Consider the following 13,492-nt stretch of genomic DNA (forward strand, 5'->3'; position numbering starts at 1 on the left):
GGGCCGGCGCGCCGGAAAGGACTACGGCGTCAGAGCCGGTTGAGGCGCCACAGGCGGAAGACGCCCGTGCCGTCCGACAGGTACTGGCCGCCGCCGATGTCCTCGCTGGTGACCACGTACTCCTTGGCCTGCCACAGCGGCAGCACCGGCACGTCCTCGGCGACGGCCGCCTGCAAGTCGCGGAAGTCGTTGCCGGCGTCGGCACGGTTCTGGTGCTGCTGGCTGGCCTTGATCATCCGGTCCACGGCCTTGCTGCTGTAGCCGGTGTTCATGGTGCCGCCGGTGCCGACCAGCGGTCCGCCGAAGGTGTCCGGGTCCGGGTAGTCCGCGACCCAGCCGACCGCGTAGGCGTCCAGCTTGCCGCCCGCCCACTGCTTCTGGAAGTCGGTCCACTCGTACCCCTTGAGGGTCACCTCGAACAGGCCGCCCGACTCCAGCTGGCGCTTGAGCTCCTTGGCCTCCTCGGCCGCGGCCCCGCGCCCCTCGGCGTACCCGTAGGTGAAGCGGACCGGCAGGGACACCCCCGCCTCGCCGAGCAGTTGCCGCGCCCGGTCGGCGTCGCGCTTCGGGTAGGTGTCGAAGAACGACGTGGTGTGGCCGGGGATACCGGTCGGGATCAGGGAGTACAGCGGATCGACGGTGCCCTGGTAGACGGTGGCGGCGAGCCGCTCCCGGTCGATCAGCCACGCCATCGCCTGCCGGACCCTGACGTCGTCCAGCGGCTCACCCTCACGGGTGTTGAAGTACAGGTTGCGGATCTCGGAGCTGTCCGCCTCCGACACGCGCTGGCCGGGATCGCTCGGGTCGAGGTCGGCGAGGACGTCCGGCGGCAGCTGACGGGTGGCGACGTCGATGCTCCGGGTGCGCCAGGCGTTGTCGAGGGCTCCGGGGTCGCCGAAGTAGTGCAGCTCGACGGGGCGTCCCCGGTCCTTGACGGCTCCCTTGTAGCGGCCGTTGGGCTTGAGGACCGCCAGCTTGCCCTCCTCGTAGGACTCCAGGACGTACGGGCCGGTGCCGTCGGCTCCGCCCGCCCGCAGCTTGTCGGCCGGGTAGGTGCGCGAGTCCACGATGGCACCCGCCCCGGTGGCCACCTTGAACGGGAACGTCGCGTCGGGCGAGTCCAGTTCGAAGGTGACGACGCGTCCCTTCGCCCGTACCGAGCCGAGGGTGTCCAGCAGGGACGCCGGTCCCACGTCGGACTTGATCCTCATCACGCGGTCGAACGAGAACTTCACGTCCTCGGCCGTCATCTCCCGCCCACTCGGGAAGACGAGACCCTCGCGCAGCTCACAGCGGTAGGTCCGCAGGTCCGTGCCGACGAACGCGCAGCTCTCGGCCGCGTCCGGGACGGGCTGGGCCCCGCCGGGCTCCACGGTCAGCAGCGACTGGAAGACGTTGCTGAAGAGCGCCCAGGAACCGGCGTCGTAGGCGCCGGCCGGGTCGAGTGACGTAATGGAATCCGTCGTGCCGACCTTGATGGCCTCGCCCGACTCCTCGTCGGACGGCAGCAGTTGCCAGCCGACGACTCCCACGACGGCGATCACCAGCACCGCCGCGAGAATGCGCAAACGAACCGATCGCATCGGTCCTGTCCTCCCCTGGCCCGCTACGGGCCGGTTAAATATGCCACTCCCCTTAGTGGCCGGTTCACCTAATCACAGGGGTTTCGGGAGGGGGAAGGGGGGTTTGGTTGAGTGAGAAACAGGTCACGCGCACGGCCGGAACACCCCGCCCCCAACGGCGGCAGCGAGCCGCGCCCACTGCCGGAAACGGGGGTTGAGCAGCCGTTCCGCGCCGTCGGCGGAGGACATGGCCGGTGCCGCACCCGGCTCCGCCTCCGCTCCACTCCCCCACCGTCGGCAGAGGGGGTCGGTGAGGAGACGGGGAGGGCCCGGGCCTGCCTGCCCCTGGCCCACCGGCACCGGCACGCCGTACGCCGTGGCCGGACGCCCGGCGTCGTACGACGTCCGTACGGCGTCCCCCGCAGCACGGGCACCCGGCCGGGCCGGCCGGGCCCGGCCGTCCGTCCCGTAGGGGGCCGGCGCTGTCGGCCCGGCCCTCACCGGCCCGGGGGGCCGGTCTCAGGTCTGCTTCGACGCCAGTTCGATCACGGTGATGTCCGACGGCGCGCCCACCCGGGTCGGCGGCCCCCAGGCGCCGGCGCCCTTGCTCACGAAGAGCTGGGTGTCGCCGTAGCGCTCCAGGCCCTTGAGGGTGGGGTTGGCGGCGCCCGCGATCAGGCTGGCGGGCCAGAGCTGGCCGCCGTGGGTGTGGCCGGACAGCTGGAGGTCGACGCCGTGGTCGACCGCCTCGTGGATCTGCACCGGCTGGTGGGCGAGGAGGACGCAGGCGCGGGCCCGGTCCCGGTCGCCGAGGGCCCGTGCGTAGTCGGGACCCTGCCCCTCGTTCTCCCCGGCCAGGTCGTTGACCCCGGCGAGGTCGAAGTGGGGCAGTTCGGTGCGGGCGTTCTCCAGGGGACGCAGGCCGAGCCGCCGGACCTCCTCGACCCACTGCTCGGCGCCGGAGAAGTACTCGTGGTTGCCGGTGACGAAGAAGGAGCCGTGGCGCGCTCTGAGCTGGGCGAGGGGGGCCGCGGCCGGCCCGAGGTCCTTCACGCTGCCGTCCACCAGGTCGCCGACGACCGCGATCAGGTCGGGCTGGGTGGAGTTGATCGTGTCGACGACCGTCTGCGCGAAGCCCCGGCCGAGGATCGGCCCGAGGTGGATGTCGCTGACCACGGCGATGCGGTAACCGTGGGCCGCGCGGGGCAGTTTGGCGAGCGGCACGGTGACCCGCTCGACCCGCGGCCCGCGCAGCACCCCGTACGTGCCGTACCCGACGGTGCCGACGGCGGCCGCGGCGGCCGCACCGGCGACCACCCGGGAGACGAAGAGGCGTCGGGAGGGTCCGGGGGCGGGAGCAGGGGCGGCGGCGACGGCCTCGTCCGGACCGTGGGGGGGCTCGTCGCCGGAGCCGCCGGAGCCGCCGGGTCCGTCGGGTCCGGCCGCATCCGCCGGGGCGCCGGAGGCGGCCGGTGCCTCGGCGGCGTCGTCCGTGCGGCCCGGGGCGCCGGAGGCGTCGGCGGCCGTCGCGCGGCTGCCCGGCACGGCGGTCGTGGCGCCCGCCGGTATCGGGGGCGCGGGCTCCGGCCGGGCCGCCGTGGCGGACCTCGCCCGCCGCTCCAGGAAGCGGCGCAGCAGGGGGCGGACGACCTCGCCCGCCAGCATCGCCAGGAACAGGTAGAGCAGGAGCGCCAGCCACAGGTAACCGGGCCAGGCCAGCACCTGCTTCAGCAGGAAGGGGGCATCGGACCGCGAGGCGACGAACGCCCCGACGGTCACCGCCCAGCCGCCGGCGATCACCACGACGCCGAGCCGGCGCACGAGGCCCGGCCCTTCGGTGGTGTCCCGGAACAGGCGTCGCCAGAGGTACCAGCTGGCCGTCACGAGCACGGCCAGGACCAGCACGGCGACGAGGACGAAGACGATGACCACGGTGCGGAGTTCCCGTTCTTCCCGTTGTTCTCTATGTGCTCGACGTTCCGGGCGGTGCCGTTGTTCCCGCCGGGTCAGCCGGCGGACGTCACGACGTCCGTGACGTCCGGCTCAGTGCGCGCAGCCCGCGCAACCCGATGACCCCGACGACCGTCCCCAATACGAAGGAGACGACGGCGAGCAGCAGGTGCACCCAGAAGTACGCGGTCGGTTCGCCGTCCTCGAAGGCGAGTCCGCTCCCGTCCTTGGCCAGGTTCTTGACGAAAGTGATCCAGATGACCCAGCTCCACACCCCGAAGGCGAGCAGGAACCAGGACACGGGGCGGCTGAGTTTCACGACAGCAGACCTTTCATCACAGCGCCGGGCAGCCGCAGCCGGCCGGGAGTCCGAGAACCGTCCCCAGGACGGGCACACCCGTCCAGTATCGCCGTCGCCTGGCCGGATCCTTGCGCGGGGTGGGCCCCGGGTCGGGACGTCACGGGCCGCGGCAGGTACGTTTCCGACCGTGCCCGCACCCCAGAAGACCGTCAGGCGTTCCCTGTTGGTCGCTTCCGCCGTCCTGTTGTCCACCGCGCTGACCGCTCCCATGGCCTTCGCGGCGCCGTCGCCGTCGCCCTCCGGGAGCCCGTCGGCCCAGCCGCCGGCCCGCATGTCGACGGTGGGCGGGCCCCGGCTCGGGCAGCCGGGCACCCAGGTGAACCTGGCGAGCGGTGTCCCGGTCCTGCCCAAGGGTCTGTCGGCCCGGTCGTGGATCGTCGCCGACGCGGAGTCCGGCGAGGTGCTGGCCGCGCACAACGCGCACTGGCGGCTGGCCCCGGCGAGCACCCTGAAGATGCTGTTCGCCGACACGCTGCTGCCGAAGTGGCCCCGCTCGGAGAAGCACAAGGTCGTCCCCTCCGACCTGGCCGGCGTCGGTTCCGGCTCCAGCATGGTCGGGATAAAGGAGGACGAGACCTACACCGTCCACGACCTGTGGCTGGGGGTCTTCCTGCGCTCGGGCAACGACGCGGTGCACGTGCTGTCCGCCATGAACGGCGGCGTGGACAAGACCGTCCGCGAGATGAACGAGCACGCCGAGGAGCTGCAGGCCCTCGACACGCACGCGGTCAGCCCGGACGGCTACGACGCCCCGGGCCAGGTCTCCTCCGCGTACGACCTGACCCTGATCGCCCGGTCGGGGCTGCAGAAGAAGGACTTCCGGGAGTACTGCTCCACGGTCCGCGCGACGTTCCCGGGCGAGACGAAGAAGAACAAGAAGGGCAAGAAGGTCCGGGGCAGCTTCGAGATCCAGAACACCAACCGGCTCCTCGCGGGCGCCTCGGACGTGCCCGTGTACCAGGGCATCGCGGGAGTGAAGAACGGCAACACCACCAACGCGGGCGCCACCTTCACCGGGGTCGCGGAGCGGGACGGCAGGGTGCTGCTCGTCACCGTGCTGAACCCGGAGAAGGACGAGAGCAACGAGGTCTACAAGGAGACCGCGAAGCTGTTCGACTGGGGCTTCAAGGCGGCCGGGAAGGTCGAGCCGGTGGGCGAGCTGGTCCCGCCGAAGAGCGCGGTGAAGGACGCGGGCCGGCCGGGCGCGTCGGCCTCCCCGGGCGAGGCGGGCGGGGCCGCGGACGGCACCGGGGCCGCCGGGTCGAAGCCGGTGGCGAGCGCGCCGGCGGACGGCTCCGGCGGGATGGGCGTCGCGCTCGGCATCACCGGCGGGGTGCTGGTGCTGCTGGCCGGCGGCGTGTTCCTGGTCAACCGCCGGTGGCCGCTGCCGGATCTGGTGCGCCGCCGTCCGCGTCCGTGACCCCGTCCGGTCCGGCCGGTGGCGGCTCCTTGCCCGGGGTCGCCGTCCAGGCGGCGCAGAACAGCACCACTTTGGACGTGAAGTTGATACACAGCAGCAGGGCGACCGGGACACCGAAGGCCCCGTACATGCTCTTGGCGGCCACGCCCTGCATGTAGCCGCTCAGCAGCAGCTTCAGCAGTTCGAAGCCGACGGCGCCGGTGAGGGCGGCGACCAGGAGGCGGCGCCGGGCGGGCTCCACCCCGGGCAGCAGGGTGAGGACGTAGAGCAGCAGCAGGAAGTCGGCGCCGACGGCGACGGCGAAGGCGGCGGTCCGCAGCACGGCCCCGCCCCAGCCGCCCTCCTCCAGCCCGATGGCCTCGCTGATCCGGCCGACCAGGGCGGAGGCGACGGTGGACGCGACCAGGGTGACCAGCAGCGCCCCGCCGAGTCCGACGAGGATCCCCGCGTCCTTGCCCTTGCGCCACAGTGGGTTTTCTTCGCCGTCCGGCAGCTCCCACACGGCGCGCAGGCACTCGCGCATCGATCCGGCCCAGCTGATGCCGGTGAACAGCAGGACCGCGCCGGCGATGAGACCGACGGGGCCCGCGTTCTGCACCAGGCTCTCGATGTCCAGCTGTTCGGAGATGCCGGGCACCTGATCGGCGATCCGGTCCTGGAGGGTGTCCTGCTGCTGGGCGCTGAGGGTGGCCGCGCCGATCGCGGCCGCCACGGTGAGCAGCGGGAAGAGGGCCACGAAGCTGGTGAAGGTCATCGCCGCCGCCAGCCGCGTCCAGTGCACGCGGTCCAGCCGTTCGTAGGAGCGCCAGGCGTGGGTGCGGCTCAGGCGCGCCACCCACGGGCCCACGACCGGGAGTCTCTTCAGCCAGTCCATGAACCGACTCTGCCCAGGTTCCGCCGGCCCAAGGTGCCGCCCACGGCCGGCGTTCCGCGTCCGGGGCGGATCCGACCCGAATGCGCCCATGTCACCGGTCCGATGGAGTGACATACCACTAATCGTCCATCTCGGGGACGAAGGTGATGTTCCGCCCGGGACGCCGCGAGGCGGGGCGATACGGTCGTCGCCATGCCTGCCCACACCGTTCCCGCCCCGGGGAGGGGCCGCACCGCCCCCGCCGCCGTCCGGCCGCCGCGTTCCGGGACCGCGCACCAGGAGGAGCAGTCGTGAAGGACGCCTCGGACCTCCCCCGGTCGATGCTCGTCCTAGGCGGCACCTCCGAGATCGCGCTGGCCACCGCCCGGCGGATGATCGCCCGCCGCACCCGCACGGTGTGGCTGGCGGGCCGCCCCTCCCCCGGCCTCGACGCGGCAGCGGACCACCTGCGCGGTCTCGGCGCCGAGGTCCGCACCGTCGCCTTCGACGCCCTGGACCCGGCCTCCCACGAGAGCACGCTCGGCAAGGTCTTCGCCGAGGGAGACATCGACCTGGTGCTGCTGGCCTTCGGCACCCCCGGCGACCAGGCCCACGACGAGCGGGACCCGCAGGCCGCGGTGCGGGTGGCGCAGACCAACTACATCGGGGCCGTCTCCTCCGGCCTGGTGTGCGCGAGCGCCCTGCAGTCCCAGGGCCACGGCTCGCTGGTGGTGCTGTCCTCCGTCGCCGCCGAGCGGGCCCGCCGGGTGGACTTCATCTTCGGCTCCAGCAAGGCGGGCCTGGACACCTTCGCCCAGGGGCTGGGCGACGCGCTGTACGGGACGGGGGTGCACGTGATGGTGGTGCGGCCCGGCTTCGTGCGCACCCGGCGCAACGCCGGCCTGCCCTCCGCACCGCCGGTCACCACCCCGGAGGCCGTCGCCACGGCCGTCGAACTGGGGCTGCGGCGCGGCTCGGAGACGGTGTGGGTGCCGGGCGCGCTGCGCCTGGTGTCGACGGCCCTGCGGCACCTGCCGCGCGCGCTGTTCCGGCGGCTTCCGCTCTGAGGCGGGACCCGGCCACCGCCGACGGGTCAGCAGGCGGAGACGGAACCCCGGTCCACGTGGCCGGCCTGCGGCGGGACGACCAGGGAGCCGAAGGGGAAGTCGCGCAGCTTGCGCCACACCCCGTCGGCACCCTGCTCGTACAGGGCGAAACCGGTGCACGCCCAGCGGGCCTCGTAGTCGGACAGCTCCTCGAAGGCGCGGTCCATGGCCGCCTCCTCGATGCCGTGCGCCACGGTGACGTGCGGGTGGTAGGGGAACTGCAGTTCCCGGGCGACGGGGCCGGAGGCGTCCCGGATCCGCTGCTGCAGCGCGGCGCAGGCCTCCGCGCCCTCCACCACCTTCACGAACACCACCGGCGACAGCGGCCGGAAGGTGCCGGTGCCCGACAGCCGCATGGGGAACGGGCGGCCGGTCGCGGCGACCTCGCTCAGATGGGCCTCGACCGCCGGGACGGCGGCGGCGTCTATCCCGGTCGGCGGGAGCAGGGTGACGTGCGTGGGGATACCGTGAGCCGCGGCGTCGCCGAAGCCCGCGCGCAGCTGCTGAAGCCGGCTGCCGTGAGGCTCCGGGACCGCGATCGACACGCCGATCGTTACGGTCCCCACGTCGTCTCCTGTCGTTGTGGTGGTGAAGCTCCGGTGAGCTCCGGGTGACCGTCGTGACGGTCACCCGGATATCGACTGTACGACCCCGGCCCGGCCGCGGGCAGGCGCAGCCGGAGTGATGTGCAGCGCTGTGCGGTGGTACGGATCCGCCCCCGGGGCCCGTTCAGTGCGCCGGTTCCGCCCCCACCGGCGGCCCGGCCGTGGTCCTGCTCAGTGCTTGGCGGAGACGAACCCCACCCGCTCGTACGCCAGGGCGAGGGTCTCCGCGGCGACGGCACGGGCCTTCTCCGCGCCCTTGGCCAGGATCGAGTCGAGCGTCTCGGGGTCGTCCAGGTACTGCTGGGTGCGCTCCTTGAACGGGGTCACGAAGTCGACCATGACCTCCGCCAGGTCCGTCTTCAGCGCGCCGTAGCCCTTCCCGGCGTACTGCTCCTCCAACTCGGCGACGGCCGTTCCGGTGAGCACGGAGTAGATGGTGAGGAGGTTGCTCACGCCGGGCTTGTTCTCGGCGTCGTAACGGATCACGGTGTCGGTGTCGGTGACCGCGCTGCGGACCTTCTTCGCGGTGGCCTTCGGCTCGTCGAGCAGGTTGATGAGGCCCTTCGGCGTGGACGCCGACTTGCTCATCTTGACCGTCGGGTCCTGCAGGTCGTAGATCTTCGCCGTCTCCTTGAGGATGTGCGCCTTGGGGAGGGTGAAGGTGGGTCCGAACCGGCCGTTGAAGCGCTCGGCGAGGTCGCGGGTCAGCTCGATGTGCTGGCGCTGGTCCTCGCCGACCGGCACCTCGTCGGCGTGGTACAGCAGGATGTCGGCGACCTGGAGCACCGGGTAGGTGAACAGGCCGACGGAGGCGCGGTCGGTGCCCTGCCGGGCGGCCTTGTCCTTGAACTGGGTCATGCGGGACGCCTCGCCGAAGCCGGTGAGGCAGTTCATCACCCAGGCCAGCTGGGCGTGCTCGGCCACATGGCTCTGGACGAAGAGCGTGCAGCGGTCCGGGTCGAGTCCCGCGGCCAGCAGCTGGGCTGCGGCGAGCCGGGTGTTCGCCTGCAGTTCCTTCGGGTCCTGCGGGATCGTGATCGCGTGCAGGTCGACGACCGAGTAGAACGCGTCGTGGGTCTCCTGCAGGGCCACCCACTGGCGCACGGCGCCGAGGTAGTTGCCGAGGTGGAAGGAGCCCGCCGTGGGCTGGATTCCGGAGAAAACACGGGGTCGGTCAGTCGCCATGGGGCCCATTCTCTCAGGTCCCGCGGGGCGCTCCGGAACCGACCGGAAACAGGTGGGAACCGATTCCGACCGGGCGGTGTAACAAGAGTGTGAGGACGCGGGAGGGGGGCCGCACGGTCGACGAGGCCACGGTGATCGCCCGGGTGCGCGCCGGAGAGCCGGAGGCGTACGCGGAGCTGGTGCGTGCGCATACGGGCATCGCGCTCAGGGCGGCCGCCGCGCTCGGGGCCGGGGCGGACGCGGAGGACGTGGTGCAGCAGGCGTTCGTGAAGGCGTACTGCTCGCTGGGCGGCTTCCGGGACGGCATGCCGTTCCGGCCGTGGCTGCTGTCGATCGTGGCGAACGAGACGAGGAACACCGTGCGCGCCGCGGCGCGCCGCCACCGGCTGGCCGACCGGGAGGCGGCCCTGACGGAGGTGGACCTCGTGATACCGGACTCGGCGGATCCCGCGGTGGCGACGCTGGAGACGGAGCGCCGCGCGGTGCTGGCCGCCGCCCTGGGGAAACTGAGCGAGGAACACCGGCTGGTCGTGACGTACCGCTATCTGCTGGAGATGGACGAGCAGGAGACCGCCCAGGCCCTGGGCTGGCCCCGGGGCACGGTCAAGTCGCGGCTGAACCGCGCCCTGCGCAAGCTGGAGCGCCTGCTGCCGGACTTCCGGCCCCGGAGGTCACCGGACACCGGGCGGCACCCGGGACCCCATCTGCCGCGGCAGTCCCGGCAGTCCCAGCAAGGGGGTGAGCGGGCATGAGCGGGCCCGCTCCCGACGAGGCCGCCCGGCTGCGGGAGGAACTGCGCGCGTTCGGCCGGTCCCTGGACGGCCCGGGCGGGTCCGCGTCCCCCGAGTCCATGGCCGAGCGCGTGCTGGAACGGATACTGGCCGAGGGCGCGCCGGTGCCGGTGGCGCCGGCCGGGGGCGCCCGGACCCGGCTGCGGGCGGTGCGGCGGTGGGCCGGGCTGCGGTGGCGGTCGCTGGTCGCCGCCCTGTGCGGGCTGCTCACGGTGCTCGTCCTGACGCCCCCGGTGCGGGCGACGGTGTCCGACTGGTTCACCTTCGGCGGCGTCGAGGTCCGCCACGACCCCTCCGCGGTGCCCTCGCCGGGTGCGCGGGTGCCGGGCTGCGGGCCGTCGGTCACGCTGGGGCGGGCCGAGCGGCGGGCCGGGTTCCACCCCCGGGTGCCCGGGGCGCTCGGGACGCCGGAGGCGGTCACGCTGACCGGGCTGCCGCGCGGCCGGTCCCTGGTGAGCCTGTGCTGGCGCGAGGAGGGCCGCACGATCCGGCTGGACCAGTTCCCGGGCCGCCTGGATCCGACGTTCGTGAAGCTGGTCGCCGAGCAGCCGGAGTGGCTGGCCCCGGGCGGGGGCGGTGCCGGGGAGTCCGGCCCGCTGCTCTGGTTCGCCCGGCCGCACCGGCTGACGCTCCGGCTGGTGGACGCGGACGGCCACCGCTTCACCGGGGAGCAGCGCACGGCCGGGCCGACGCTGCTGTGGACCGTCGGCGGCGGGAGTGCCGAGGGGGCGGGCGCGGCGCCGGACGGGGTGACGCTGCGCCTGGAGGGGGTCGCGTCGAAGGAGCGGGCCCGGGAGATCGCGCGGTCGCTGGAGCCGGGCGGCACGGAGGGCGGGTCGGCGGACGACTGAGCGCGTCGGCGACGGTGCCAGGGGCGCACGGCACGCCGTTCGCGGCACGCGGTTCGCGGCATGCGGCATGGGGCCCCCGGCTCACGGCTCGGCGCCCGCGGCCGGGGCTCGCCTGCTCACGGGTCACCCACGGCCCGCTCACGGCCGGCTCACGGCTCGCGACATCTCGTCGCGGCTCGGTGGGAACCCCGGCGGCTCGGGCGGTGTACCAGAAGTGACAGGCGGCCCGTGGGCGGGCCGCACGGGGATCGGCCGGCCGAGTGGGGGTCCGGATGCGCAGGTGGTGGAAGGGCGGGTTCCGACGACTGACGTCGGGGCTCGGGGTGTTGACGGTGTGTGCGGTGCTGCTGGTGTGGGGTGCGTCGCCCGCGGCCGCCGGCGGGCCGACGAGCGTGCTGCTCGTCTCGCCGCCGAGCGGGGCGTCCGCGGCGCTGACCCACACCGACAAGGAGTACGCCGAGCTGGAGAAGCTGCTGGGCCCGCCGGAGCGGGGCGTGAGGGACATGCCCCAGGAGGCAGGTGTCACGGCGCTGCTGATCAACGTCACCTGGATGGTGCACGACGTGTCGCCGTGGCGGGTCGACCGGGTCTTCCCCGCGGTGGACGGCGACGTCGTGTGGATCCACACGGAGCAGAGGTTCACGCAGGAGCCGACCACCGGTGTCTGGCGGCGTGCCGCCCGCCCGGGCCCGCTGCGGGCGCTGCTGACGGAGCTGGGGCTGATGGGGCCGGCGTCCGAGGCGGGCACCAACCCCGCGATCTATCCGGTGCCCTGGGAGGCGGAGGCAGAGGCCGGCCGCTCGGGCCCGGACGACGGCGCCTCCGGGACGGAGCCCGACGGCTCCGCCACCACCGCACAGGCCACGCCGCGGGCCGCGGCCGGTGGCACCGGCTGGTGGTGGGCGATACCGGGAGCGGCGACGGGGGCCGTGCTCGCCCTGCTGCTGCGCCCGTACGTGACGCGGCTGCCGTTCCCACGGCGGCGGCCGGGCGGCCGGGGAGGTGGGCCGGGGCCGCGGCAGCAGCTGCTCGACCTGTGAGTCCGGGGGCGGCCCGCCACGGGGGTACGGGCCGCCGCCCGATGCCGGGCGGGGCGGGCGCGGTGCCCGCCCGCGCGGCCTCAGCCGAGGTCGATCTCCGGGTAGAGCGGGAAGCCCGCGACGAGGTCGGTGGCGCGCTGGGAGATCTCGTCGGCGACCTTCGGGTCCAGGACGTGCTGCGCCTTGGAGGGCGCGCCCTTGCTGGTGGTGCCGGCCTCGGTGGCCGTGAGGACGCGGTCGATGAGACCGGCGACCTCGTCCATCTCGTCGGTGCCCAGGCCGCGGGTGGTGAGTGCCGGGGTGCCGATGCGGATGCCGGAGGTGTACCAGGCGCCGTTGGGATCGGCCGGGATGGCGTTGCGGTTGGTGACGATGCCCGAGTCGAGCAGGGCGGCCTCGGCCTGGCGGCCGGTGAGACCGTAGGAGGTGGCGACGTCGATCAGGTTCAGGTGGTTGTCGGTGCCGCCGGTGACCAGGGTGGCGCCGCGGCGGGTCAGGCCCTCGGCGAGGGCGCGGGAGTTGTCGACGATGCGCTGGGCGTAGTCCTGGAACTCGGGGCGGCGTGCCTCGGCCAGGGCGACCGCCTTGGCGGCCATGACGTGCGGGAGCGGGCCGCCGAGGACCATCGGGCAGCCGCGGTCGACCTGGTCCTTGAGCGAGTCGTCGCACAGGACCATGCCGCCGCGCGGGCCGCGCAGCGACTTGTGGGTCGTGGTGGTGACGATCTGCGCGTGCGGGACCGGATCGAAGTCGCCGGTGAGGACCTTGCCGGCGACGAGACCGGCGAAGTGCGCCATGTCGACCATGAGCGTGGCGCCGACCTCGTCGGCGATCTCGCGCATCTTCCGGAAGTTCACCAGCCGGGGGTAGGCGGAGTAACCGGCCACGATGATGAGCGGCTTGAACTCGCGGGCGGTGGCGCGCACGCCCTCGTAGTCGAGCAGGCCGGTGGCGGGGTCGGTGCCGTAGGACCGCTGGTCGAACATCTTGCCGGAGATGTTGGGCCGGAAGCCATGGGTGAGGTGGCCGCCGGCGTCCAGGGACATGCCGAGCATGCGCTGGTTGCCGAACGCCCGGCGCAGCTCGGCCCAGTCGGCCTCGGAGAGGTCGTTGATCTGGCGGACGCCGGTCTTCTGCAGGAAGGGCGCCTCGACGCGGTCGGCGAGCACCGCCCAGAAGGCGACGAGGTTGGCGTCGATGCCGGAGTGCGGCTGGACGTAGGCGTGGCGGGCGCCGAAGAGTTCCCTGGCGTGTTCGGCGGCCAGCGACTCGACGGTGTCGACGTTGCGGCAGCCGGCGTAGAAGCGGCGGCCGACGGTGCCCTCGGCGTACTTGTCGCTGAACCAGTTGCCCATCGCCAGGAGGGTGGCCGGGGAGGCGTAGTTCTCGGAGGCGATCAGCTTGAGCATCTCGCGCTGGTCGGCGACCTCCTGGCCGATCGCGTCGGCCACGCGCGGCTCGACGGCGCGGATCACGTCGAGGGCGGAACGGAAGGCGGTGGAAGCGGTGGAGAGGGGTTCGGCGGACATGGGGACCTCCGGACGTGGCATCGGCGTTCACGGTGCGGCCCAGGCGCACGGCACGGTGCCGGGTCCCGGCGGTCCACGGGCCCGGGGGCCGCTTCCCGATGGTTGTTCCATCCCAGCACGCCAGTCACGACCCGAGGTCAGCGTACCGGGCGGCACGCGGTGCCGTGGCCGGCCGTCCACGATGCGGGAGCCACCACGACGGCCGCACGGGGCCCGGCGGGGGCGCCGGGCCCCGGGGG

12 protein-coding genes are annotated in these 13,492 nt (G+C 73.5%); 5 read left to right on the plus strand and 7 right to left on the minus strand.

Annotated features, from left to right (window positions below):
- Nucleotides 1–29: 29 nt before the first annotated feature.
- The 3 genes from ACSU53_RS11550 to ACSU53_RS11560 all read right to left on the minus strand — a co-directional run bounded on the left by ACSU53_RS11550 (nt 30) and on the right by ACSU53_RS11560 (nt 3,831).
- The gene (locus ACSU53_RS11550) at nt 30–1,583 is read right to left on the minus strand and encodes an ABC transporter substrate-binding protein (protein WP_437027035.1); all 1,554 of its coding nucleotides are present in this window, start codon (nt 1,581–1,583) and stop codon (nt 30–32) included.
- A gap of 498 nt (nt 1,584–2,081) precedes the next feature.
- The gene (locus tag ACSU53_RS11555) at nt 2,082–3,494 is read right to left on the minus strand and encodes a metallophosphoesterase (protein WP_437027037.1); all 1,413 of its coding nucleotides are present in this window, start codon (nt 3,492–3,494) and stop codon (nt 2,082–2,084) included.
- An 88-nt stretch (nt 3,495–3,582) separates the two neighbouring features.
- Entirely contained in the window at nt 3,583–3,831 is a 249-nt protein-coding gene (locus ACSU53_RS11560) for an SCO4848 family membrane protein (RefSeq protein WP_437027039.1), read from the minus strand.
- A 169-nt stretch (nt 3,832–4,000) separates the two neighbouring features.
- Here ACSU53_RS11560 and ACSU53_RS11565 point away from each other — a divergent pair, with 169 nt between their 5' ends.
- Complete coding sequence (locus tag ACSU53_RS11565) at nt 4,001–5,293, plus strand: D-alanyl-D-alanine carboxypeptidase family protein (RefSeq protein WP_437027041.1); 1,293 nt, start codon at nt 4,001–4,003, stop codon at nt 5,291–5,293.
- Here the strand turns inward: ACSU53_RS11565 and ACSU53_RS11570 are convergent.
- The gene (locus tag ACSU53_RS11570) at nt 5,241–6,167 is read right to left on the minus strand and encodes a YihY/virulence factor BrkB family protein (RefSeq protein WP_437027043.1); all 927 of its coding nucleotides are present in this window, start codon (nt 6,165–6,167) and stop codon (nt 5,241–5,243) included. The two genes, ACSU53_RS11565 and ACSU53_RS11570, sit on opposite strands and share 53 nt — an antisense overlap.
- A gap of 290 nt (nt 6,168–6,457) precedes the next feature.
- Between ACSU53_RS11570 and ACSU53_RS11575 the strand changes: the two genes are divergently transcribed.
- Nucleotides 6,458–7,213 (plus strand): SDR family NAD(P)-dependent oxidoreductase, encoded by a 756-nt coding sequence (locus ACSU53_RS11575; protein ID WP_437027045.1) that lies wholly within the window; start codon nt 6,458–6,460, stop codon nt 7,211–7,213.
- A 26-nt stretch (nt 7,214–7,239) separates the two neighbouring features.
- Here the strand turns inward: ACSU53_RS11575 and ACSU53_RS11580 are convergent, their stop codons facing one another.
- Together ACSU53_RS11580 and trpS are read right to left on the minus strand one after the other, a co-directional pair.
- On the minus strand, nt 7,240–7,818 hold the full coding sequence (locus ACSU53_RS11580) for a 2'-5' RNA ligase family protein (protein ID WP_437027047.1): 579 nt from the start codon (nt 7,816–7,818) through the stop codon (nt 7,240–7,242).
- Nucleotides 7,819–8,028: 210 nt separating this feature from the next.
- Entirely contained in the window at nt 8,029–9,042 is a 1,014-nt protein-coding gene (gene trpS, locus ACSU53_RS11585; RefSeq protein ID WP_437027049.1) for a tryptophan--tRNA ligase, read from the minus strand.
- Nucleotides 9,043–9,131: 89 nt separating this feature from the next.
- Here trpS and ACSU53_RS11590 point away from each other — a divergent pair, with 89 nt between their 5' ends.
- From ACSU53_RS11590 to ACSU53_RS11600, 3 genes are all read left to right on the plus strand, one after another.
- Nucleotides 9,132–9,794, plus strand: a complete 663-nt coding sequence (locus ACSU53_RS11590) for an RNA polymerase sigma factor (protein ID WP_437027051.1) — start codon at nt 9,132–9,134, stop codon at nt 9,792–9,794.
- The gene (locus tag ACSU53_RS11595) at nt 9,791–10,684 is read left to right on the plus strand and encodes a hypothetical protein (RefSeq protein WP_437027052.1); all 894 of its coding nucleotides are present in this window, start codon (nt 9,791–9,793) and stop codon (nt 10,682–10,684) included. Before ACSU53_RS11590 ends, ACSU53_RS11595 begins: the two co-directional genes overlap by 4 nt.
- A 272-nt stretch (nt 10,685–10,956) precedes the next feature.
- Nucleotides 10,957–11,724, plus strand: coding sequence for a hypothetical protein (locus tag ACSU53_RS11600; protein ID WP_437027054.1), 768 nt, complete (start codon nt 10,957–10,959; stop codon nt 11,722–11,724).
- An 80-nt stretch (nt 11,725–11,804) separates the two neighbouring features.
- Here ACSU53_RS11600 and ACSU53_RS11605 read toward each other — a convergent pair whose 3' ends face one another.
- Entirely contained in the window at nt 11,805–13,253 is a 1,449-nt protein-coding gene (locus tag ACSU53_RS11605) for a glycine hydroxymethyltransferase (protein ID WP_437027055.1), read from the minus strand.
- Between the last annotated feature and the right edge of the window lie 239 nt (nt 13,254–13,492).

Source organism: Streptomyces sp. enrichment culture, assembly GCF_964273255.1.
GTDB lineage: Bacteria > Actinomycetota > Actinomycetes > Streptomycetales > Streptomycetaceae > Streptomyces.